General features: G+C 66.7%; 22 protein-coding genes and 1 pseudogene. 14 read left to right on the top strand and 9 right to left on the bottom strand.

The features are described 5' to 3' along the window. Positions 1–68: 68 nt before the first annotated feature. The 5 genes from THSYN_RS05345 (at position 69) to THSYN_RS05325 (ending at position 5,119) form a co-directional block, all read left to right on the top strand. Positions 69–620: a hypothetical protein gene (locus tag THSYN_RS05345; protein ID WP_100918219.1), complete on the top strand. Its 552-nt coding sequence runs from the start codon at positions 69–71 to the stop codon at positions 618–620. 50 nt (positions 621–670) lie between these two features. Further along, positions 671–964 carry a hypothetical protein gene (locus THSYN_RS05340; protein ID WP_216644681.1) on the top strand — a complete coding sequence of 98 codons (294 nt, stop codon included), beginning with the start codon at positions 671–673 and terminating at the stop codon, positions 962–964. A gap of 14 nt (positions 965–978) precedes the next feature. Further along, positions 979–3,519 (top strand): VIT domain-containing protein, encoded by a 2,541-nt coding sequence (locus tag THSYN_RS05335; protein ID WP_100918218.1) that lies wholly within the window; start codon positions 979–981, stop codon positions 3,517–3,519. A 251-nt stretch (positions 3,520–3,770) separates the two neighbouring features. Then, positions 3,771–4,262 carry a nucleoside deaminase gene (locus THSYN_RS05330; RefSeq protein ID WP_100918217.1) on the top strand — a complete coding sequence of 164 codons (492 nt, stop codon included), beginning with the start codon at positions 3,771–3,773 and terminating at the stop codon, positions 4,260–4,262. Between the two features lie 392 nt (positions 4,263–4,654). After that, positions 4,655–5,119, top strand: a complete 465-nt coding sequence (locus THSYN_RS05325) for a hypothetical protein (RefSeq protein WP_157817469.1) — start codon at positions 4,655–4,657, stop codon at positions 5,117–5,119. Between the two features lie 68 nt (positions 5,120–5,187). On the opposite strand, the gene THSYN_RS05320 is transcribed toward THSYN_RS05325, so the two are convergent. The 5 genes from THSYN_RS05320 to THSYN_RS05305 all read right to left on the bottom strand — a co-directional run bounded on the left by THSYN_RS05320 (position 5,188) and on the right by THSYN_RS05305 (position 8,528). After that, a complete protein-coding gene (locus THSYN_RS05320) occupies positions 5,188–5,517 on the bottom strand; it encodes a hypothetical protein (protein ID WP_100918215.1) in 330 nt (109 codons plus the stop codon). 198 nt (positions 5,518–5,715) lie between these two features. Then, the gene (locus THSYN_RS05315; RefSeq protein ID WP_172965236.1) at positions 5,716–7,119 is read right to left on the bottom strand and encodes an HNH endonuclease family protein; all 1,404 of its coding nucleotides are present in this window, start codon (positions 7,117–7,119) and stop codon (positions 5,716–5,718) included. Positions 7,120–7,123: 4 nt separating this feature from the next. Then, the gene (locus THSYN_RS34775) at positions 7,124–7,459 is read right to left on the bottom strand and encodes a DUF262 domain-containing protein (protein WP_172965235.1); all 336 of its coding nucleotides are present in this window, start codon (positions 7,457–7,459) and stop codon (positions 7,124–7,126) included. A 53-nt stretch (positions 7,460–7,512) separates the two neighbouring features. Further along, a complete protein-coding gene (locus THSYN_RS05310; protein ID WP_172965234.1) occupies positions 7,513–7,788 on the bottom strand; it encodes a hypothetical protein in 276 nt (91 codons plus the stop codon). A 458-nt stretch (positions 7,789–8,246) separates the two neighbouring features. Then, positions 8,247–8,528: a protein NO VEIN domain-containing protein gene (locus THSYN_RS05305; protein ID WP_100918213.1), complete on the bottom strand. Its 282-nt coding sequence runs from the start codon at positions 8,526–8,528 to the stop codon at positions 8,247–8,249. 136 nt (positions 8,529–8,664) lie between these two features. Here THSYN_RS05305 and THSYN_RS05300 point away from each other — a divergent pair, with 136 nt between their 5' ends. Further along, complete coding sequence (locus tag THSYN_RS05300) at positions 8,665–8,994, top strand: lysozyme inhibitor LprI family protein (protein ID WP_100918212.1); 330 nt, start codon at positions 8,665–8,667, stop codon at positions 8,992–8,994. Positions 8,995–9,303: 309 nt separating this feature from the next. Here the strand turns inward: THSYN_RS05300 and THSYN_RS05295 are convergent, their stop codons facing one another. The 4 genes from THSYN_RS05295 to THSYN_RS05280 are packed head-to-tail and all read right to left on the bottom strand — an operon-like array spanning position 9,304 to position 13,290. Next, complete coding sequence (locus THSYN_RS05295; protein ID WP_100918211.1) at positions 9,304–10,242, bottom strand: HpcH/HpaI aldolase/citrate lyase family protein; 939 nt, start codon at positions 10,240–10,242, stop codon at positions 9,304–9,306. Beyond that, a complete protein-coding gene (locus THSYN_RS05290) occupies positions 10,239–11,387 on the bottom strand; it encodes a cysteine protease StiP family protein (protein ID WP_100918210.1) in 1,149 nt (382 codons plus the stop codon). Before THSYN_RS05290 ends, THSYN_RS05295 begins: the two co-directional genes overlap by 4 nt. Continuing rightward, positions 11,384–12,139: an HAD family hydrolase gene (locus THSYN_RS05285; protein ID WP_100918209.1), complete on the bottom strand. Its 756-nt coding sequence runs from the start codon at positions 12,137–12,139 to the stop codon at positions 11,384–11,386. Before THSYN_RS05285 ends, THSYN_RS05290 begins: the two co-directional genes overlap by 4 nt. Continuing rightward, positions 12,136–13,290, bottom strand: a complete 1,155-nt coding sequence (locus THSYN_RS05280) for a phosphoribosyltransferase domain-containing protein (protein WP_100918208.1) — start codon at positions 13,288–13,290, stop codon at positions 12,136–12,138. Before THSYN_RS05280 ends, THSYN_RS05285 begins: the two co-directional genes overlap by 4 nt. A gap of 255 nt (positions 13,291–13,545) precedes the next feature. On the opposite strand from THSYN_RS05280, the gene THSYN_RS05275 reads away from it, so the two are divergent. The 8 genes and pseudogenes from THSYN_RS05275 to THSYN_RS05240 all read left to right on the top strand — a co-directional run bounded on the left by THSYN_RS05275 (position 13,546) and on the right by THSYN_RS05240 (position 20,968). Beyond that, positions 13,546–14,001, top strand: a complete 456-nt coding sequence (locus THSYN_RS05275; protein WP_100922308.1) for a tellurite resistance TerB family protein — start codon at positions 13,546–13,548, stop codon at positions 13,999–14,001. Between the two features lie 67 nt (positions 14,002–14,068). Then, positions 14,069–14,707, top strand: a complete 639-nt coding sequence (locus THSYN_RS05270; protein ID WP_100918207.1) for a vWA domain-containing protein — start codon at positions 14,069–14,071, stop codon at positions 14,705–14,707. Between the two features lie 10 nt (positions 14,708–14,717). Then, entirely contained in the window at positions 14,718–15,770 is a 1,053-nt protein-coding gene (locus THSYN_RS05265; RefSeq protein WP_100918206.1) for a TerY-C metal binding domain-containing protein, read from the top strand. Between the two features lie 3 nt (positions 15,771–15,773). After that, a pseudogene (locus THSYN_RS36625) lies at positions 15,774–17,138 on the top strand (PP2C family serine/threonine-protein phosphatase); the annotation flags it as partial. Continuing rightward, complete coding sequence (locus THSYN_RS05255; protein WP_157817468.1) at positions 17,084–18,490, top strand: helix-hairpin-helix domain-containing protein; 1,407 nt, start codon at positions 17,084–17,086, stop codon at positions 18,488–18,490. The pseudogene THSYN_RS36625 and the gene THSYN_RS05255, both read left to right, overlap by 55 nt. Positions 18,491–18,583: 93 nt before the next feature. Further along, a complete protein-coding gene (locus tag THSYN_RS05250; RefSeq protein ID WP_236848800.1) occupies positions 18,584–19,123 on the top strand; it encodes a TerD family protein in 540 nt (179 codons plus the stop codon). A 10-nt stretch (positions 19,124–19,133) separates the two neighbouring features. Continuing rightward, on the top strand, positions 19,134–20,312 hold the full coding sequence (locus THSYN_RS05245) for a TerD family protein (RefSeq protein ID WP_100918202.1): 1,179 nt from the start codon (positions 19,134–19,136) through the stop codon (positions 20,310–20,312). Positions 20,313–20,392: 80 nt separating this feature from the next. Further along, positions 20,393–20,968: a TerD family protein gene (locus tag THSYN_RS05240; protein ID WP_100918201.1), complete on the top strand. Its 576-nt coding sequence runs from the start codon at positions 20,393–20,395 to the stop codon at positions 20,966–20,968. Positions 20,969–21,257 lie beyond the last annotated feature (289 nt).

Raw genomic sequence — 21,257 nt, 5'->3', positions numbered from 1 at the left:
CGGGACCGCGGGGGCTGTGCGTGTCCGCCTCACCCGGGCCAACCCCACCTTCACCGGAGACCAGATCCATGCGCACCCAGAACCACCACCGCCTCGTCGCCGCGCTCGCCCTGTCCGCCCTCCTGGCCAGCCCGGCGCAGGCGCGGCTCCTGACCTACGCCATCGCCGTCGGGCCTTACGGCAGCGGCAGCGCCACCTTCGATGCCGCCGCCGTCGTCTGGGGCACCGGCGACCACGCGGATGGCGGCGTTGTCGGGCTCGCCGACTTTACCGCCTTCAACTTCAGCTTCGACGGCACCAACTTCACCCTGGCCGATGTCACCGGGCAAGGGGCCTGGTTCTATGGGGATAACCTGACCCCGGAGCCGGACCTGTTCGCCGGGCTGGAACTCGGCGGCACCAGGAACGGCGACAGCATCGCCTTCACCCCGGGGTTCGGGCTGGACCCAAACGACCTGGGCCTCTTCAACGGCATCGGCAATCTGGGCGGCGACACCGGTCCCATCGCCCTCACCACACAAAACTTGACCCTGGTCCCGGAGCCCGAGCCTTGGCTCGTCTCGCTGCTGGCGTTTGCCGTCGGGCTCAAGGTCCGCGCACGGCGATGGGGTCACCGGTGAGCCGACCCCGATCAAACTCACACTTAACCAATCCGGCAAATCCCCCGGCTTTGCCGGGGAGACAGCTCAAGAAGTGGACGGCGGCGGGGGTGTCGCTGGAACGGATCGGCGCCCTGTTGCACGGCGAGCCGCCGCCCGTGCCGCCCCGGCCCCGGAGCCTGGGGTCGGTCACGGTATGCAGCCACCTGGCCGTTACCGATGGGATCGAGGTGGTGATAGACCCGGCTCGGGTGGGTCTGACACCCGAACAGGTGCGCGCCTTCGTCAAGGGCGCAATGGCGGCCTTCGCCGCCGTCAGCGCGCCGCCGCCGGGGGCGGCACCGCAAACAGAACGACAACCGTAAGGCAGAGGCAGACGATGCAACAGCACCAGTGCGCGCGTTTGGAGACCAGGGGCGGGGAGCCGGCGATGCTGGAGGGCGTGCGCGCCGCCGGCGACCTGCGGGGCCTGCTGCTGACGCTGACGGTTGAGCAACGCTTCCGCAATACGGCCGCGACCAACAGCGAGGTCGTCTACCGCTTCCCGCTGCCCTGCGGCGCCGTCCTTCTGGGGGTCGAGGTCATCCTCGGCGGGCAGCGCCTGACCGGGTCCGTGGTCGAGAAGCGCCAGGCGGAGGCGCGCTACGAGGAGGCCCTGTGCGCCGGCCAGGCCGCGATCATGCTGGAGCGCAACCCGGACGGGAGCTACAGCCTGAACCTGGGCAACCTGCTGGCCGGGGAGACCTGTCTGGTGACGCTGCGCTATGCGCAGGTCCTTGCCTTCGAGCAGGGCGGTCTGCGCCTGCTGATCCCGACCCTGATCGCCCCGCGCTATGGGGACCCGGTACGCGACGGCGGCCTGCAGCCCCATCAGGCCTTGGCGTTCGACCCGCTGGCCGCCTACCCCTTCGACCTGCGCCTGTGTCTGCATGGCGAACTGGCGCGCGCCCGGGTCGCCTCCCCCAGCCACCCGATCGCCGTGGGCCTGGACCGGACCGCCGGGGGCGAGGTCTTGACCGTCACGCTGGCCCGGCAGGGCGCCCTGGACCGGGACTTCGTGCTGGTGGTCGACCGCCTCGCGCAGGCCGGCGTCGTGGTGATGGCGCCGGACCCGGCGGCGGACGACCCCGTCGTCGTGCTGGCGAGCTTCTGTCCGCGCCTGCCGGCCCGCACCGCCCTGGCCGTGAAGGTCCTGGTGGACTGCTCCGGGTCTATGGCGGGCGACAGCATCGCCGCCGCCCGGCGCGCCCTGCAGGCGGTCCTGGGTCAGTTGGGGGCGGCCGACCGCTTCTGCCTGTCGCGCTTCGGCAGCCAGGTCGAGCATCGCTCCCGCGGCCTGTGGACCCTGACCGAGACGACCCGCCTCGCGGCCCAACGCTGGATCGGCGCCCTGGAGGCGGACCTGGGCGGCACCGAGATGGCGCGCGCCCTGGAGTCCACCTGCGCCCTGGCCCACGGCGGGGCGAGCGACCTGCTGCTGGTCACGGATGGGGAGATCGAGGCGATCGAGCACACCATCGCCGCGGTCCGCGGGACCGGCCACCGGGTCTTTGCCGTCGGGATCGGCGCCAGCCCGGCGGCCGGCCACCTGCGCCGCCTGGCCGAGGCGACCGCCGGCGCCTGCGACTTCGTGGCCCCGGGTGAGGCGGTGGAGCCCGCCGTGCTGCGGATGTTCGCGCGCCTGCGCTCGCCGCGCCTGACCGACCTGACCCTGGTCTGGCCGGAGGGCGTGACGCCCGGGTGGGTTTCGCCCCTGGGGACGGCCGTCTTCGATGGAGACACCGTCGACGCCTTCGCCTGGCTGGGACAGGTACCGGTCGGTGCGGTCCGCCTGCTCGGTGCACCGGCACCCGGTGCCGCGCTGACCGAGATCGCACGCGCCGATTTTGCGGCGGGACCGGCCCCCGAGGAACCTCAACCGGGCGCGGGCGCCGACCTGGCGCGGGTCGCCGCCGCGGCGCGTATCCAGGCCCTGGCGGCGGCGGATACGACCGCGACGCAGGCCATCGCGTTGGCCGTCGCCTACCAATTGGTCACGGACCGCACCAATTTCCTGCTGGTCCAGGCGCGGGCCGCGGGGGAGGCGCCGACGCAGATGCCGGAGCTTCACCAGGTCACACAGATGCTCCCGGCCGGCTGGGGGGGAACGGGATCGGTGATGGGGAGCGGCTGGGCGCGTCCAAGCGCGGGAGACCGCGTCGATGAGGGTGCAACGGTCCTTTGCGAGCCGTCGTCCGACCTGGCCTATGTGGACATCCCCGCCTTCCTGCGCCGACAAGCCGACCTGAGCGCCCCCCCGCCTCCCGATGAGGCCATCTGTTTCAGCGTCGCCGAGTCGTCGCCCGCCCCCCAGGGGGCAGCGCCCTACGTGGAAAAAGGCGATTTGGACTATCTGGAGATCCCCGAGACTCCGTCAGCCCCCTACGATCCGGTAGCCCCCCCACCCCCGCTGGCCTCCCCACTCCCAAGCCGTGCCGCAGCGGCCGACGAAGCCCCGGGGCTGACACCGCTCGCCCTCTGCACCTGGTTGCGCCGCACCCCCCGGGCGCGCTGGCCGCGGACCTTCGCCGACCTGCACAGCATCGGTCTGGGCACCGCGGTGCTGGATTGGCTTGAACTGGTCATCGCGCCCGGTCATCGCGGGACCGACGCGGAGGGCGCAGTGGTGGCGGCCTTCCTCCACTGCCTCTCCCAGGACGCGCTTTATGAGGCCCTGGCCCAATCCCGCGGGGTCTCAGACGGCCTCACGGCCATCGCCCGGAACCTGCGGACGCCGGTTGCGGCCGCCCCCACCCCCGGAAACGGACACCAAGTCGATAGCGCCCTGACCGAGCGCATCCTGGCCGGCCTGCAAGGAGTCACCGCGGTACGCTGGCCCGACGCGGTCTATGCACTGACAGCAACGCACGGGCGCGGCTAGCGGCGCAGGCGCAGGTCGGGTTAGCGCAGCGTAACCCGACATTTCGGCCCCTGTATCATTGGCCGACCCGGTGCGCGTAGGGTGCGCCGCGCGCACCGCGGCGGTGGCCAAGGCTCAGGCCGCTTCGTTCAACCGCCGCCGCTCAAGGTACAGGCGGCGCACCCCAAGGCCAATGGTCCGAGCAGAGCCGCCTGGCGGTATTAACCAGGGAGCCGAGTGTCGATCGATCACGCAACCAGAGGAAGACTGCAATGACGAACACCGATCATCATGCGTCGCCGGAAGCCTTCATGCGCCGGGCGATCGAACTCAGCCGACAAGGCGTCAAGGCCGGCGATGGCGGGCCCTTCGGCGCCGTGGTCGTCAAGGACGGGGTCATCGTCGGGGAGGGGTGGAACCAGGTCCTTTCCGGCTGCGACCCGACCGCACATGGTGAAATCACGGCCATTCGCGACGCCGGTCGGCGATTGCGGACCTTCGACCTCAAGGGCTGTGACATCTACACCACCGGCGAACCCTGCCCCATGTGCCTGTGCGCCATCTACTGGGCCGGCATCGATCGCGTTTTCTATGGGTTCAGCATCGCCGACGCCGCCGCCGTCGGCTTCGACGACCGCGTGTTTTACCAACAGATTTCCAAACCGATCCAGGATCGACAAGTCCCGGAAACGCAATTGCTCAGAGATGAGGCGTTCGCGGTCGCGCAGGATTATGTGGCTGACCTCGATCGCATTCGGTACTGAATAGACCAGGCAGGGCCTTGATCATTATTCCGGCCACCTCGCGGGTGACATCCGTCGCGGCCTGGGGGCCGCTCCTACGGCGTAGGAGCGGCCCCCAGGCCGCGACGGGTTGGCGCAAGGGCGTGTGGCCGGAGTTATGATCAAGGCCGGCCGAAGGTTACTCGTCCCCAAGCTTCGCTTCATGCCCGGAGGCCAGGGCCCCGATCAGGAATCGCGCCGTCACCGGCCGCCGATCAGTTCGGCGTGGGCCTCGGCCGGATAGAGAAGGCCGGACCACCGAGCCTGTCATTCGCAGGACGCTTGGGGTAAGCTGTCGGCGTCGGCGACGCTGTGAATGTCCGCCGCGCAGGGCGTGACCACCACCAATCCCAGTGGAGAAACCGATGGCCCGAGTGTATCTGATCGATGACAACCCGCGCAGCCACCTTTTTTATTCAGTGGAACGTCCGGTGGGTGTCGGCTCCCCGAATCAACGTGACGATGTGTTGCTGGTACAGTTTCTGCTGAGGGTGCGGGCCGAATGCGGAGAAGGCAGTGCCGAGTATGTGCCGCCGGGTGAACAACCGCTGGCAATGGACGGGATGTGCGGTCCGCAAACAATCAAGTACATCAAGCAATACCAGAAAATCGCCTCGCAAAAAAACCCCGCCATCCCCTTGGTACAAGATGGCGTGGTCAGTCCGGTGGCCGCCGGCACCGGGGGGATCTCCGGGACCGTTTCCGGCAGGATGTTATGTATCGCCGGCCTGAATTCACATTACGGTAAGATCAGAGGCAAGCCGGCGACTCTGGATATTACCAAGGATCCGTTGTTTCCGTTAGCGCTACGCCCCTATTTGAAGGTTGCGGCATCATAGATGAACTCGCCCAGGGTCGTGTTCACCAATGCGGCCGGCGGCGCGCGCTTCGCAGGGCGCGAGCCAGGCTAGCGCAACACCCACCCCGCCTTGACCTTCCCCAAGACCGCGTTGACCCCGGCCAACGCCTCTTCCGAGACCCCGCCCTCCCGGTCCAGGTCTACCGTCATGGACAGGCGCAGGGTGTGGCCCACGGCGGCCTTGATCAGCTCATCCATCGCCTCGGCCAGGTCCACGACCTCATGGGTCTCCAGCGCGGCCACCGCCCGCCTGAGGCCGCCTGGATTGGCGATCTGCGGAGGCCGCGTGACAGACTGCGGGGCCACCCGCAGCCGCACCCCCGGCGCGCCGCCCAGATCGCAGGGCCAGGGGGCGGAGGCCAGGGTACGCTCCAGCAACCCGAGTAGGACTCCAGGGCTGGCCCGGTGGCCGCCCACACGAAGTCCGGCCCGCGGATGCCCGCGCCCCAGAGGGCGCGCAGGCGCAGCGTGATGCTGATCTGCATGCCCTTCAAGACCTGGTTGTCCCAGCCGGGTTTGATGCCGGGCTCGCGCTTGCGGCAGACCAGCCAGAGGCAAGGGCCTACGCCGAGGCAATTAGTAGGATAACTGAAGGCGCCCGATTAAGTCTTGATGACGCGCCTGCAATTCCGCCGATGCAAAGCGGTTAAGTATCAATACTCTTTGCGAGTTCGGAAGGCTCTCTACCCGATCTTCAAAGTAACGGGTTTTCTTTGCCGCAAAATCAAGGTTACCCAAGGATGCGTTCTTGCGGCGCGACAGGAGCATGAGGTTGCCCAACCGGTGTCGCCAGATTTCACGCTCCGATTGGGTGAACTTCCGAACCCATTGACTCGTGTCAGCGGGCGTTTGCGGCAAAATGTGCTCCACGCTAATGTCATCCGGCAGATTGAGTTGTGCTGTATGGGCGGAAAGCAGATACTCAAGTCGAAGTAACACATACTTGGCAAAGCGTCGTCCATAAATGTCGCCGTTGAGCAACGTCATGAGCTGCGTCGCGTCGAAGTCGAACACCTGGCTCGTAAACAACTGATCCGGCTGCTGCGCCAAGTCGATGCTCTTGAGCACCTCATTCATGTTGCTAATGCGCTGAGTAGGCGTGAGCTGCATGATCCAGTCGGCGGAAAATTTATTGTCGACACGCTCCACGAACTCCAGCAGCTTCGTCACGCCGAACTTGCGATACCAGGCCAGCACCGGCGGCACCCAGTCCGTCGAAGGTAACCCACGGCGCATCACATTGATGCGATTACGATAGGCATTGCCAACACTAACGGGCAAATTATCGAACAAGATCGACGTATCAAAGGCATCCTTGTACGCCTTCACTGCCTCAAAAGTCGCAGTTCCAAGCGCAAGCAATGGCCGAGGCTTGGCACCGTAGATACGTTCATCGAACTCCTTGAGTAGCCCTTCGCGAGCTTTATCTTTAACGTAGATCGTACGGACGAGCGAGAGGAAGCGATCAAATTCGTCGCGCCCAAGCTCACCTTCCACTTCCTCCCAGTAGGTAGCCCATTTGCTGCACTCCTTGTCGCTGCTGATCTCGCCGAGGTTCTTTGCCTTGAGAATGTCGCTGTTGGAAAGCGGAATCCCCCTGTCGTTGAGGATGGTAAACAGCCGGAAGGCATCGTCCAGATCTTCGGTGGCGACGTAGATAAAAAGTGCATTATTGAGCAAGTAGACTGCAAAACGATCGAAACTATCGGCATTGGGAAATCGTTTCACATCGTCAAAGCATGCGTGAATAATACGCATCCCAGCAGCCATATTAGCCAGAGAAAGATTATTGCCAACAGCTATACTCGCCAGATTTTGATCTTGCGAACCGCCGTCGGGTTTTACGTACTGCTCGAGAAAATTGCTGACGTTGTCGCGGATTTTGTAAACCAAACGAGTGCGACCCGGAATGTTCTGCCACCTGTTTTCCCTTTGATATAACATTTCCCGGCAGGTTTTCTTAAGGTCATCGTCGTCCACACGGTCAACGCACACAGGCAAATATTAGCATCAGCGTTGTTAAACGCTGCTGACCATCTAGAAGCTCATACTCCTCGAAGCTTACGCCGTCCTGCATTCGCGATTTCTTCACTAGCACCATCGAGCCGAGAAAATATTGTCCCTCCGGGCTATGTTCAGCCGCATAGCTCACGTCGTCGATCAGTTCAGAGATCTCGTCCCTACCCCAGACGTAGGCTCGTTGATAGTATGGAATCAAGAACCAGAATCGCGAAAAAACATCACGAACAAGGACCTTAGCACTTTCGATCTGACCCCTCTTTACGGTACCTTCGTTCTGAGATCTTGTTACGGTATTCATGTCATCTCCCTTATGAGTATTTCGGGACTTACCACTTCCAGGGCTAGCTTGACCTAGCGCTCTTGGAACTCTTTCAACAACTGCTCGGTATTGGCATCGTCCGGCGGATTGACGGCAGCCCAGGCCAAGGCCCGCTCCAGGTCTGCCGCGGCCTGGGACTGATGCAGCCAGCGTTCATTGTCCGGTATGACCGTGACGGTGCGTACCAGCCAGACGCCGGGCTCCTGCTCCTCGACCAGCACCTGGCGGCCCGCGTACTGCCTGCCGAGCGAGATCTGGCCCTTGGCACCGACCACTTTGACGGCTGATGAGTGTGATGTTGGAACCATGGCTGTCTCAGGTCTTCACTATTATCTTCGGCACGTTAGCACCCTGTCCGGCGGCCGGCAAGGAGCCGCAGCGCTGTGTTCGCATCGACCATTTCGTCGACATCAACAAAATCGTCTGTCGTTTCGTGTCCGGAGACTCAGGACCCGGGCGTTTCGGGCGCGGCCCTATGTCACGCCCTTTCAGGGCTGGAGACTCTAATCCGCACCCCCAGGGCGTTGCCCTGTGCTGGTATGTGTGACCCCGTTGGGGTCAAGATGGCCCCTGGTTGGCATCGAATCCCGGCTGATCCGATGCCCATGGCGGAAACGAGCCCTCAGCCCCGAAGGGGCGCGACATACCAGCCCAGGGCAACGCCCTGGGTCATCCGTAGAACCCTGTTTAGCCCTGAAGGGGCGTGACATGGGCGGGCGCCACACCCCGGAGACGATGGCGTCGGGACGGGACGCCCCGACTCCTCTCACCCACTGTCGGCACAGCGAACGATGTCGCCGTAGTTGATCAGGACGCCGCCCTGGGCGCGGGCGAGGAGTTGGCCGAAGGGGTCCTGGACGCGAAAGAGCCGCGGGCGGGCGCTGCCGCAGTCGAGGACGGCAGAGAGCCAGTAGCGCCCGCGCAGGTTGCAGGCGCGCGCCCGTGCGTTGGGGGTCAACTCGATCGCGTCGGTGCCGACCCGGCCCTTGACCTCGATGCCGCGCTCCTTCCCCGGCCGTTCAGACAGATCACCCGATACAGAGGGCACTGCGGTGGCCGGAACCGGCGGTTCCGGTCGGCGCCGCGGCGGGCCGGCATCTGGAGGAGTTGATCAAGTACCCGCCGCAGTTCAAGATCGGCATGTTCTCCAACCCCAACCACTGTAAGCCACCAGGAGTGCCACCATGCGTCTGACGCTCGTTCCCATCCTCGTCGCGGCCGTCTTCACCGGCCAGTCCGCGCTCGCCGCGAGCCCAAGCTTCAACTGTGCCAAGGCCACCCACGAGGCCGAGAAACTCATCTGCAAGGATGCCGAACTGGCCAGCCTGGACCGGAGCCTGAGCCAACTTTATACCCTGGTCCTCAAGAACACCCCGGCGCGGGAGCAGCGGGTGCTCAAGGCCGAGCAGCGGGGCTGGGTCAAGGGACGCGATGACTGCTGGAAGTCCAGCGATGCGCGCGGCTGCATCGTCGGCGCCTATGAAGACCGGATCGCCGAGTTGAAGGACCGCTGAGCCGGCCTCCTCAGGGGCGCGGCGGGAAGCAGGAAATCAGGGCCTCCCGCGCCCTGCGGAGCGGGCGGCGTTTCCCGGCACCAGTACACCGGAAAAGAATATTTGGCCGCAAATGAACGCAAATCAGCGCGAATAACTCTGCTGGTTAGCATCGTCGCGGTCGTTACCCGGACGGTGAACATGCAGCGAAAGCCAGGTCTCTGATTATTTGTGTCCATTTGCGGCTAAACCACTCTTTCTTGGGTAACGCAAACCGCCGGGACACCACCAGGCGAACCACTGCACGCCCGGTGTCCGACAGACCGGGACTCAAGCGTCCCCCGGGTTTGGCCGCAACCCGTAGGCACCGAACCGGGCGAGCGTGCGGGCCGCCCACCGGCTGTGGGTGGTCGGCTCGGCCATCTGGCCGTTCAGACGAAACACGCCGACCGCCTCCGGCGCGAGGACGGCGCGCGCCAGCGCGGTCTCTCCCGGCGGCACCGCATAGGCGGCCTCGATCGGGCCGACCTGTGTCGGGTGGATCGCCGTTTTCGCGATCAACCCGTGGACCAGGTCCAATTCCAGCTCGCGGGCCAGCACCTGGGGGCGATCCAGGTGCTCGAAGACCGGCGCCGACAGGTCGTAACCATGCCCGCGAAACTCGATGATCAGGTCATCGATCACCCGCCGCAGGGGCGTGTCGTAAGCGGTCAAGTCCTTGGGTCGCCGGATGCCGAGCAGGTGGAGCAGGTCGTTGCCGCCGATGCGTACGCAGACCACGCGCTCGCGGACGGCGTCCAGTCGCACCCGCAGTCGACGCAGGCGGTCACGGCAGAAGGCGACCTCCGTTTCGACGATCGGCATGATCGCGAGGTGCCCGGCCGGGGTTAGGGCCTCCAGATAGTCACCCAGGTTGTGCTCGTCGACCTTGGGGAGGCACACCCCATCCATCCGCTCGATCCCGTGCATCGCGACCATCTCGGCCAGGATCTCCGGGTTACGGGGGCGCAGAAAACGCAAGGGTCCCTGTGACTCCAACCGGGGCAGTGCCTCGCGCAGGTTGGCCAGGGCGCGCCCCAGGTCGCGGGCGTGCACGGCGTCCTCGGTACAGACCACAAGTGAGCGCAGGCCGAACAGTTTGTGTCCGTTGAGCAGTGCCGGCAGGTCCGCCCGGGTGGCCGGCATGTAGAGCGAGGCCCCGAGTCTGAGATAGGACGGTTGGGCGTCGCGGCGCTCGGGCGCCGCCCTGGGGTCTAAGGCGCGATTCATGGTTCGTTGCTCCTGGCGGAAGCGGTGCGGCCAGTGGCGTCACCGTGTGAATGGATGATGGCGGCGGCCCGCAACGGCATCGTCGGCTCCAGGCTGATGGGCACCCCGCGCGCCTCTGCCAGCTCGACCAGGTGGCGCACCTCGGCGTCGCCGGGATCGCGCAGCAGCAGTCGTTCCGGGACCCGGCGCAAGAGCACCCGGGTCGCCTCGGCGACCCCGGGCTTGATCAGGTTCTGATCGGCGATGCCGGTGCGCGCCATGCAGGCGCGCAGCCATTCCCGGGTCTGGCGGCCCCGCGCCGCCCGCGCCTCGAGCGTGAGGTCCTGGATCTTAGCCGCATCGAAGGTCGCGGCGACCTGGTCGAGGAACCAGGTCGAGTGGTCCGCCGCGGCGAACTGGTCGTAGAAGACACAACCATGGAAATCGCCCGCCCCGAGCTGGTGGTTCAGCACCGAGCGCGACACCAGTCCGGAGACGGTCGCGTTCAGGATACCGGATGGAATCGCATAGTCGTCGTAGCCGGCCGCCACGTCGGCCGTCCCGCTGAGGTCACTCAGGACATAGAGCCGGTCGTCCAGGTGCTCGGGCTCGGTGCGGTTCCACCGCGCCACGGCGGCCTTGAGCTCCCGGGTGATGACCCCTTTGGCGGTCCAGCCGTCGACGAACACCAGGCCGGCGGCCGGGCGGGCGGCGACCCGCAGCAGATAACGCAGGGCGTTGGTGTCGATCCCGCGGTCGCGGATGATCGAGATCGAGTAATGGCGGGCCGCAATGCCCAGGCGCGCGCCCAGGGCCCGGGTCAACAGGGCGCCGATCGGGGTCCCGGCCCGGGCGAGCGAGACCACCGTGAGCGGGGCGACGCGGGTGCGGGCGATGTAGGCGGCCAGCGACAGGATTTCGCGGCCCAGGCGCTCGGCGTGGGTCTGGGTGAGGGCGCGAAACAGTTCCAGATAGGCGGGCGGCGGCAGTGACTCGGGGGCCAACATCTCCGAGTAATGGCGGATGGCGCCTTGGATCATCCGTTCCTTCAGGGCCACCGGGGTGGGCGCGAGCCGGATCGGCTTGAGCAGGAACTCGCAGTCCGCCGGCGCATAGCTGCCGCTGAACGGGGCGCACGCGAGGCCTTCGGCGCGGTCCGGGGTCATGGCCAGCACGCGTCATGGATTTGGGTGCGACACGGCACCATGGCAAAGTCGCAGAGGGTCATGAAGCCCAGGTCCGAGACACTGTCGCCGATCCCCAGGAAGGTCCGGGTTGGATCGAGCGTCCGCTTGATGTCCATGAGGTGCGCCACCGCCGCCCGCTTGTCGGCAAAGGGGGGCAAGGCGGCGAGGTTGCGGCCGTTGCGGTGCAGCCGCCATCGCTCGCCGCCGCGCTCGCGTACCAGGGTCTCCGCCCGATCCAGGGCCGGTCCATCCCCTTTGATCGAGACATAGACGGGGACCCCCGCGTCCTCGATGACGCGCACCCGCAGCGCGAGCCCGGCGCCGTCGATCAGGGCCGCCACCGTCGCGGCCAGGGCCTGCATCGCCGGCCCGCTGGCGGCGGTGCCGGCCGCCAACCGTTCCCGCCAGGACGGCAAGACCTCACCGTCCGGACCATAGAGGACGGCGCCGTGGCTGGTGATGCGACAGTCGCGAAAGACCGGGCTGGTGACGCGATCCAAGGCGCTGCGATTGCGCCCGGTCACCGGAATGACCTCGCAACCGAGCAGCAGGTCCAGCAGGGCCAACTGGGCCGGGGTGTGAAAGGAGAGCGGCGCACCGGCCCGGTCATGGGCAGCCGCCGTCAGGGCCGCCGCGCCGCCGCCGTGACGCCCGGCCAGGGCGCGCGCCTTCGCCGCGGTCTGAAACAGGGTGTCGTCCAGGTCGGTGAAGACGGTGATGGCCCGGGTCATGGGATCCCCGCCGGACCATGGCGGACCTCTGGGATCGGGTAACGCAGCCAGTCCAGCCCCGGGTGCGGGTCCGCGCAGGCCAGCGGGTCTTCGTAGAGTGCGATGGCGAGCCGCTGCGCCCCGGGTGGATTGTGGAGGTAATAACCGACGCCTTCGCCATAGGGATCGGGGCAGGCGACGGAATCAACGACCGCGCCGCCCGGCAAGACCGGTGACCGGGAGGTCGTTTGAAAGGTGACGTCCAGGCCGGCCAGTTCCAGCCCCTCGGCAGCCAGAAAGGGCGCGAAGGCGCACTCCCCGGTCCCGATGACGGCCAGGGCGCGCGAGGCGGCCGCCGGAGGGAGCGCCAGGGTCGGGGGACGCGACCCGCCGGCCGGCATCAGCAAACCGCGGCGTCCCTGGTCCGCGCGGGCCGCCCACCCGGGCCGGCGTGCCGCCACGTCGGCCGGCAGCGCGGCGGGCCTGGTCCCCGGCGTCGGCGTGAAGACGAATTGCCCGTCCAGGAGACTGCACCACACGACCCGGCGAGACCCTGACGGGGCGGCGAGGGCGCCTGCAATCCGCTCCCGTGCCGGGGCATCCAGCCAGTTGACCAGGCTGACCAGCACGATCAGAGACAGCCTGGGCATCCAAGGTCGGACCTGTTCGGCAAGTCGGCGGACCGACTGCCCGGTCGAGATCTCGTCATCGACGATCACCAGGGTGCGCGCGGTGGCGAAGTGGTCCGCCAGCGCGGGCATGGGATGATGCAGCAGGTGGGTCGGGGCGTGGGAGTGGGCCTCCTCAAAGGTTAGCATGGGCGCCGCGGCGAGCGGCAGCCGCGTGGTGTGCTGGAAGCCGATGTCGTGGCGCCCGCTCCCGCGGGCCAGGCTGTCGGCGATCCCGGCGCCAAGCCCGGTCGCCGTCTCCGCCAAACCGATGACCCACACCGGGCCTGGGACATCCAGCAGCGGGGCGGCGAGGCGCCGATAGGTGTCACGCATCGTTGCCGGCCGGCACGGAATATGGCGCCCCAACACCTTGGATACGAAGAGGAAGGGGCGGCGCGGGTTGGCCCGGGCGGCGAAGCCGAGCAACTGCCGCAGGGGCAACTCCTCGCGTTCGGTCGCGATGCGCAGGGTACCGCCGGGGATCGTGAAGGCGTATTGCATCGAGCGGGCCCCTCGGGCCGACAGTCAGATGGTTGATGGCGTCTTGGGATCGGATCGGGCGACTGATGGTCTCACTAGTGGCTTCGGCGCCGGCACGACGATACACGAAGATGTCGCGGTTGCAACGGCGAGGAGGTGACACAATTGTCATATGCCCAGGCTTGACGAGCCCCTGGGGACGGACTACTTTGACCGTCGCGCCGAACCCTGATTAGATTAATCCGGGTTAATCATTTGTTAACTATGGTGTCACCCATGCTTCAAGGTATGTTGGATAAGCTGAAAGAAATGGGGTCCAACCTCAAGGATGACGCGGCCCGCCTGCGTAACAAGTCGTTCATGAACGCCTGCACGGCCGGCTGTGCGATCATCGCGAATGCCGATGGGGTCGTGAGCCCGGACGAGAAGCGCAAGATGATGGCGTTCATGAACAGTTCCGACGTCCTGTCGCTCTACGACTCCGGCGAGGTAATCAAGGGCTTCGAGGCCCACTGCGCCAAGTACGAGTTCGATCCCCAGATCGGCGAGGCCGAGGCGCTGCGGGTGGTCTCCGGCATCAAGTCGAAGCCCGCCGAGGCCCGCCTGCTGGTACGCGCCTGCTGCGTGATCGCGGCGGCCGACGGTAATTTCGACGAGGACGAACGTGGTGCGGTGACGCGGATTTGCCACGAACTCGGGCTGGAGCCGAGCGAGTTTCTCCCGACCAAGTAGGACATCGGGGGCCTGGGGGACCTGCCCCCGCCGCCCCCGCAGATCAATGTCGCCGGTGTCTGACCCGATGAGCGAGCGCCGACTACCCGTCTATATCCTGGTCGATACCTCGGGGTCGATGCGCGGGGAGCCGATCCACGCCCTCAATGTCGGACTCAAGGCCATGGAACAGGCACTGCGACGGGACCCCTTCGCGCTGGACACGGTCTATCTGTCGCTTATCACCTTCGATCTGCAGGCGCGTGAGGTCTTCCCTCTAACCCCGCTCGATGCGGTGCGCATCCCCGAGATCGAGGTTCCGGGTTCGGGCGCCACCTTTCTCGGCGCCGCCCTGAATCTGTTGGTCCAGCGGGTCGACCGGGACCTGCGCCGCGGCAGTGAAACCCAGCACGGGGACTGGCGCCCCATGGTTTTTGTGATGACCGACGGCGCGCCCTCGGATACCCAGGCCTACAAGGAGGCCACGGCGGCGGTCAAGCAGCGCAACTTTGCCCGCATCGTGGCCTGCGCGGCCGGACCCAAGGCGCGGGTCGATGTCCTGCGCGAACTCACCGACACGGTGGTATCGCTCGACACGCTGGACGGCTCGCTGTTCGCCCAGTTCTTTCAATGGGTGTCCGGCAGCATCGCGGCCGGCGGGCGCAGCGGACGCACCGCGGGCGACACCCTGCCGCCGCTGCCGAGCGAGTTGCGCATCGCGATCTAGGGACAACATCATGCGGCGTCTCCCCGTCTTCCTGGTACTCGATGTGTCCGAATCCATGGCCGGCGACAACCTGTTCCGCCTGGAAGAGGGCATCGGCACCATCGTCTCCACCTTGCGCACCAACCCCCAGGCCCTGGACACCGTCTGGCTCTCGGTCATTGCGTTTGCCGGGATCGCCGAGACCCTGGTCGACCTCCAGGACCTGGCCGCATTTCGCGCCCCGGCCCTGCCGATGGGCGGCGGTACCTGCCTGGGGCTGGCACTCGACCACGTCATGAACGAGATCGATCGCCAGGTGGCGACGCCCGGCCGCGACCGCAAGGGCGACTGGCGCCCCATCGTCTATCTCTTCACCGACGGCAAGCCGACCGACCAAGTCGCCGCGGCACGGTCGCGCTGGCATGACCACTATGCGACGCGCGCGGACCTGGTCGCCGTCGCGATCGGACGCTATGCCGATCAGGCGACCCTGCGCTCCCTGACCGAGCACGTCCTGCTCTTCGACGATACCGCCCCCGGGGGGTTCGAGGTCTTCGTGCGCTGGCTCACCGAATCGGTGTCGGTGCAGAGCCAAAGGATCGGAGAGCCCGGCAGCGGGCGCCTGTCCCTGGCGAAGGCGGACCCGAACGTGATGCAGCCCCTCACCACGGCGGGTGCCTTGGTGCCCGGTAGCGACCAGGATTGCGTGGTGCTCGTGGGGCGTTGCCAGGGCACCGCCCGCCCCTATCTGCTCAAATACGACCGCGAGACCCTGCCGATCGCGACCGACGCCTTTTCGATCGAACTCAGCGGCTACCGGATCGCCGGGTGTTATCCGCTGACCGAGGACTATTTCCGCTGGAGCGGAGCGGGCGGTGCGGGGGGCAGTGCCAATACCGCCGATCTCATGGGCGGGGCCGCGTGCCCCCATTGCGGCAACCCGATCACGGTGGCACTGTGCGGCTGCGGCAAGCTGATGTGCCTGCGCGGACCGGGCGAGGCGACCTGTCCCTGGTGTCGCGAGGATCTGCGGTTCGCGCCCAGTGCCGACCAAGGCTTCGACGTCGAGCGCCGCCAGGGCTAGCCCATGGACCTGGAGACCCGCACCGCCCTGTCCTTGAATCTGCTCGACTGGCTCCGCGGGCAGGTCGCGGATCATAACCGCTGGCCGAGCGGCCCGGTTTACGATCAGGCGGTGGCGGCGGCCGGGGGACTGATCGACCTGGTCGCCTCGCCATCCTCCTCCCCGACCGACGCGGCCGTAGGCCAGGATGCGCCGTCAGTCGCTCCAGCGCCGGCCATGGCGTACCCGATCGGCAGGTCGGCGCCGATCGACCCCGATCAGCACCCCGGGAACATCCCCGACACCCTGCTGCCGAGGAGCGCGCCGGTCCAACCCCAGATCATCGCCGAGATCGAATCCAACGCCCGCGCCGGTGAGCCCTTCCAGGCGCGCCTGCAGGTACGGGCGAGCGACGGGCGGCCCATGCAGGTCGTCGCGTGCGAGGTCCCGGAGGCCCTCGGGCTCACCTATGCGGCGGGACTCTTGACCGGGATCGCCCATCAGCCCGGCGAGCATCGGCTGGCGGTGACCTGTCAAGACCCGGATGATCCCGCCGCGCCGACCTGCCGGGCGGTCGCGCTCCTGGTCGTGAACGCCGACCCGCGCGCCCTCTGGAAGGACCTGGCGTCGGACCGGGACGCAACGGGATGGAAGCCGGATACCGCCGCGGTGCGGCTGCCCGGCGCCCATGATCGGCAGATCCTGCTCGCCAGTCGCAGAGGACGCTCGCACGCCCATATCGGGACCATGCGCGACGACGATTATGCCTGGTGTGTCACCGCGGCCGATGGGTGGAACCTGATTGCGGTCGCCGATGGTGCAGGCAGCGCCAGGCATTCACGCATCGGGTCGCGCATCGCCGCCGCAACGGCCGTCGAGGTCGCCCGCCAACGGCTGCTCGATGACCAGCCGGGGCCGCGGCTCCAGGACCTGGCCACAGAGAACGCCGACCCCGGGCAGGCCCGGATCGCCGCCTACAACACCTTGGGTGCCGCCGCCTTCGAGGCGACCAAGGCCATCGAGGCCAAGGCGCGCGCCCAGGGGGGCGAACCGCGTGACTATGCGACCACCCTGTTGCTCGCCGCCCACACCCGCACACCGGTGGGCGACCTGGTGGCAACCTATTGGGTCGGCGATGGCGCCATTGCACTCTACAGCACCGGGCATGGGGTCGAACTGCTGGGGATGCCGGAAGGCGGGGACTATGCCGGTCAGACCCGGTTCCTGGACCGCTCGGTGTTCGCTGACGGGGACCAGATCATGCGGCGTCTGAACGTCCGGCTGGTCAAGGAGTTCACCGCCCTGCTGTTGATGACCGACGGGGTGAGCGACCCATGGTTCCCGTCGGATGCAACCCTGCGGGAATCCGCGGCCTGGGCCGCCCTGTGGGCGGAACTGGCGCCGCTGCTCGCCGCACCCGACGCGGATGCGCGCACACTCGACTGGCTCAATTTCTGGAGCCGCGGCAACCACGACGACCGCACCCTTGCGGTGTCGTCGAGTGCGAGGGGCGCGTCGGGGTCGTGGTCCCCGCCTATGCGCCGCACTTCTTCTTCACGCACGGCTCCGCCAACAACGATATGCTCGGCATCAAGGGCCGGGAGAAGGAAGGCAAGTGGTTCGCGAGCGCAAACAATCAGGCGCGCTTCCTGGACCCGCGTGAGCGCGGGCATTGGCTCAACTACCTGCGCATCTGCATTCGCATCGCCCGGGCGGTGCGGCGCCTGCACGCCGCCGGCCTGGCCCATAGCGACCTTTCCTATAAGAATGTGCTGGTCGACCCCTGCACCGGCAACGCCTGTATCATCGATCTCGACGGCCTGGTGGTCCCTGGGAAGTACCCGCCGGAGGTCGTCGGCACCCCCGATTTCATCGCGCCGGAGGTCGTCATGACGGCGCACCTGCCCCGTGACAGCGCGGATCGCCGGCTGCCCTGCATCGCGACGGACCGCCACGCCCTGGCGGTCCTGATCTATATGTACCTGCTCTACCGCCATCCGCTGCGCGGGGGCAAGGTCCATGACCCGGATCCGATCCGCGACGAGACCCTGTCGATGGGCGAGCGGGCGCTGTTCGTCGAACACGCCAAGGATCTGAGCAATCGCATCCGGGTCGCCGACGCGCGTCCGACCGAACTGCCGTGGGTCGATACCGAGCGCATGCCATACACGCTGACCGGCCCCTATCTGACACCGCTCTTCGAGCGCGCCTTCACCGCCGGCCTGCACGACCCCGGCAGTCGCCCCAGCGCCGAGGATTGGGAGTTCGCGTTGGTGCGCACCGCCGACTTGATCCAGCCGTGCGCCAATCGCGATTGCCCCCAGGGGTGGTTCGTCTTCGACAATCGGCGGGCCCCGCGTTGCCCGTTCTGCGGCACCCCCTACCCCGGGCAGCTCCCGGTCCTGAATTTCTATTCGAGCCGGCAGGGCGACAGCTTCCGCCCGGATGACCAGCGGTTGCTGGTGTATACCAATCAGTCGCTGTTCGAGTGGCATGTCAATCGCCATGTGGCCCCCAACGAACGGCTGACCGAGGCACAGAAGACGCGGGTCGGCTATTTCGTGTTCCACCACGGGGCCTGGTGGTTCGTCAACGAGCGACTGCCCCATTGCCGCGATCTCAGCGCCGGGCGCGAGATCGCGGTGGGCGAGCGCGTGGCGCTGCGCGATGGACTGCAGTTGCTCCTGTCACGGGAGTCGGGCGGGCGCCTGGCGCTCGTGCAACTGGCCGGGACGGACTAGCGGTCGGCGCGACCGCGGCGGCCTTCATCATCAACCAACACAGAGGCGGGTATCATCGTGGCACTGAATCTCTCAAAGGGTGAGCGGATCTCGTTGGAGAAGACCGGCGGCCCCGGCTTGGCGCGCGTCGTGCTGGGTCTGGGATGGGGCAAGCGCAAGAAGAAGGGATTCTTCGGATCATCGGAGGTCGAGGTCGATCTCGACGCCTCCTGCCTGCTGTTCGCGGCCAGAGTGCTGACCGACAACGTATGGTTCCGGCAATTGCAGAGTCAGTGTGGGGCCGTCCGTCACACCGGCGATGACCGCGCGGGCGGCGGTAGCGACGACAACGAACGGATCAGCGTCGACTTGGGCAAGCTCCCGGCCGCCGTCGATGTGTTGATCTTCACCGTGAATTCATTCCTCAACGACAGCTTCGAGGGCATTCCCAACGCCCGCTGCCGCCTGTTGGACGCCGCCGGAAACAAGGAACTGGCCCGCTTCGACCTGTCGCTCGACGGGGCCGATCACACCGGCATGGTGATGGCCAAACTATACCGCGAAAACGGCGCCTGGAACCTGCAGGCGATCGGCGAGAAGGGCGCGGGCCGCACCTTCAATGATCTGATGCCGTTGATCGGCCGCTACCTCTGAGGTGACCCCAATGGAGCTTCAATCCGGCCAGAACGCGCCCGTCGGCACGGGCGCGTTGCGTCTGGCCCTGACCTGTGACCCGCCCAACCAGGCCGCGAGCCTGGATGTCAGCGCCTTTCTGCTCGATGCCGCGGGCCGGGTGTCGGGGGACGGCGGCTTCGTCTTCTACGGCAGCCCGAGCGATCCCGCCGGTGCCGTGCGGCTCGATCCGGTCGCCGCCAGCTTCCAGATCGAGCCCGGCCGACTGCCGGGCGGGATCGAGCGGGTCGTGGTCGCATTGAGCATCGATCAGGGCGTGGCCGGGCTGCACGCCTTCGCGCAGTTTCGGGCGCTGCGCCTGACCCTGACGGGTCAGGGGGTCGACCTGCAGTTCCCGGTCGCGACCGGAGGCATGGCCGAGAGCGCGCTGATCATGGGGGAACTGTATCTGCGCAACGGTGCCTGGAAACTGCGTGCCTTGGGTCAGGGGTTCGCCGGCGGACTGGCCCCGCTCGCCCGCAACTATGGCGTCGATGTGAGCGAGGCGGCGCCACCGCCCGCACCACCACCGGCGGCGCGTCCGCCCGCGGCGGCGCCCCCGGCCGCGGCTGCCGCGCCCTCGCGCATCAACCTGAAGAAGCGTGAGCCGATCTCACTGGAGAAGCCCGCCAAGGGGTTCGGGCAGATCGATGTCAACCTCAACTGGACCCGCGGTCAGGTCAAGCGCGGGTTCTTCGGGGGCAGCAGCGGCGGTATCGACCTGGACCTGGGGTGCATGGTCGAGCAGGCCAACGGCGACAAGGACGTGATTCAGGCCCTTGGCAAGCGCTTCGGTCGCCTCGACGCGGCACCCTTTGCGAAGCTGCTCGGGGACGATCGCACCGGCGAATCCGACTCCGGCGAGACCCTGTTGATCAACGGCGAGCGGTGGAGCGATCTCAAACGCGTCCTCATCTACGCCTACATCTACGAGGGCGCCCCGAACTGGGCCGCCGCCAACGCGGTCGTGACGCTCAAGGCACCCGGATCGCCCGAGCTGGTGGTTGCGCTCGATGAGCACGCGACCGGCAAGGGCATGTGCGCGATTGCGCTGCTCGAGAACGATGGCGGACGGATTCGCGTGACCAAACTGGTGGAGTATTTCGCCGGACACCAGCAGGTCGACGAGGCCTACCGTTTCGGCTTCCAGTGGAAGGCCGGCAGCAAATAGGCCGGTAGGGCAAACAGGCTGAACCAAACCGGCGCGCCGGCGTCGAACATTCTTCATTCGCGTTAGAGGAGCAACCGATCATGGCCGTTTCACTGCAAAAGGGTGGGCGGGTCTCGCTGGACAAGGCCGCGCCCGGACTCAAGAGTGTCCATGTGGGGCTGGGCTGGGACCCGCGTGCGACCGACGGTGCCGAGTTCGACCTGGACGCCTCGGCCTTCCTGGTCGCCGCGTCGGGGAAGGTCCGCGGTGACACCGATTTCATCTTCTATAACCAGTTGAAGTCCACCTGCGGCTCGGTCGAGCATACCGGCGACAACCGCTCCGGGGCCGGCGACGGTGATGACGAGGTGGTCTATGTCTACCTCGACCGGGTGCCCGCGGACGTCGCGAAGATCGTCTTCACCGTCACCATCCATGAGGCGGACGCCCGCAAGCAGAACTTCGGTCAGGTGGGCAACGCCTATATCCGGCTCGTCAACAAGGACACCGGCGCCGAGGTCGTGCGCTTCGATCTCGGGGAGGAATACTCGACCGAGACCGCGATGGTGTTCGCCGAACTCTATCGCAACGGCGCCGAATGGAAGTTCAATGCCATCGGCCAAGGCTATGCCGGCGGTCTGGCACCCATGGCACGGCAGTACGGCGTCACGGTCTGACGGTGCAGGCCGCGGACCCGCGGAGACGCTGCCGACGTCCTTTTTCCGGCCCGACCGATCGTGGCGGGCCATTTGACCTAAGAAGAGTATTTGGCCGCAAATGAACGCAAATAAGCGCAAATAGACCTGCTGATTGGCATTGTCGCGGGCGTCACCCGGACGGCGAACATGCAGCAAACGCCAAGTCTCTGATTATTTGCGTCAATTTGCGTTCATTTGCGGCTAAAACTCCTTTTTCTGAGTTCAATCAACCACGACCGCACCGCGGTCGAACCAATGGAGATCGCAC

This window comes from Candidatus Thiodictyon syntrophicum, from assembly GCF_002813775.1.
GTDB classification, from domain to species: Bacteria; Pseudomonadota; Gammaproteobacteria; order Chromatiales; family Chromatiaceae; genus Thiodictyon; species Thiodictyon syntrophicum.
The sequence above is the reverse complement of the archived record's forward strand: the minus strand, read 5'-3'. Positions and strand labels throughout refer to the sequence as shown.

Coding starts and splice junctions, on each gene's coding strand:
- THSYN_RS05345 (WP_100918219.1), top strand. CDS start 69: ATGCGCACCCAGAACCACCACCGCCTCGTCGCCGCGCTCGCCCTGTCC.
- THSYN_RS05335 (WP_100918218.1), top strand. CDS start 979: ATGCAACAGCACCAGTGCGCGCGTTTGGAGACCAGGGGCGGGGAGCCG.
- THSYN_RS05330 (WP_100918217.1), top strand. CDS start 3,771: ATGACGAACACCGATCATCATGCGTCGCCGGAAGCCTTCATGCGCCGG.
- THSYN_RS34775 (WP_172965235.1), bottom strand. CDS start 7,459: ATGAATACCGTAACAAGATCTCAGAACGAAGGTACCGTAAAGAGGGGT.
- THSYN_RS05310 (WP_172965234.1), bottom strand. CDS start 7,788: ATGGTTCCAACATCACACTCATCAGCCGTCAAAGTGGTCGGTGCCAAG.
- THSYN_RS05300 (WP_100918212.1), top strand. CDS start 8,665: ATGCGTCTGACGCTCGTTCCCATCCTCGTCGCGGCCGTCTTCACCGGC.
- THSYN_RS05295 (WP_100918211.1), bottom strand. CDS start 10,242: ATGAATCGCGCCTTAGACCCCAGGGCGGCGCCCGAGCGCCGCGACGCC.
- THSYN_RS05290 (WP_100918210.1), bottom strand. CDS start 11,387: ATGACCCCGGACCGCGCCGAAGGCCTCGCGTGCGCCCCGTTCAGCGGC.
- THSYN_RS05285 (WP_100918209.1), bottom strand. CDS start 12,139: ATGACCCGGGCCATCACCGTCTTCACCGACCTGGACGACACCCTGTTT.
- THSYN_RS05280 (WP_100918208.1), bottom strand. CDS start 13,290: ATGCAATACGCCTTCACGATCCCCGGCGGTACCCTGCGCATCGCGACC.
- THSYN_RS05275 (WP_100922308.1), top strand. CDS start 13,546: ATGCTTCAAGGTATGTTGGATAAGCTGAAAGAAATGGGGTCCAACCTC.
- THSYN_RS05270 (WP_100918207.1), top strand. CDS start 14,069: ATGAGCGAGCGCCGACTACCCGTCTATATCCTGGTCGATACCTCGGGG.
- THSYN_RS05265 (WP_100918206.1), top strand. CDS start 14,718: ATGCGGCGTCTCCCCGTCTTCCTGGTACTCGATGTGTCCGAATCCATG.
- THSYN_RS05255 (WP_157817468.1), top strand. CDS start 17,084: ATGGTTCCCGTCGGATGCAACCCTGCGGGAATCCGCGGCCTGGGCCGC.
- THSYN_RS05245 (WP_100918202.1), top strand. CDS start 19,134: ATGGAGCTTCAATCCGGCCAGAACGCGCCCGTCGGCACGGGCGCGTTG.
- THSYN_RS05240 (WP_100918201.1), top strand. CDS start 20,393: ATGGCCGTTTCACTGCAAAAGGGTGGGCGGGTCTCGCTGGACAAGGCC.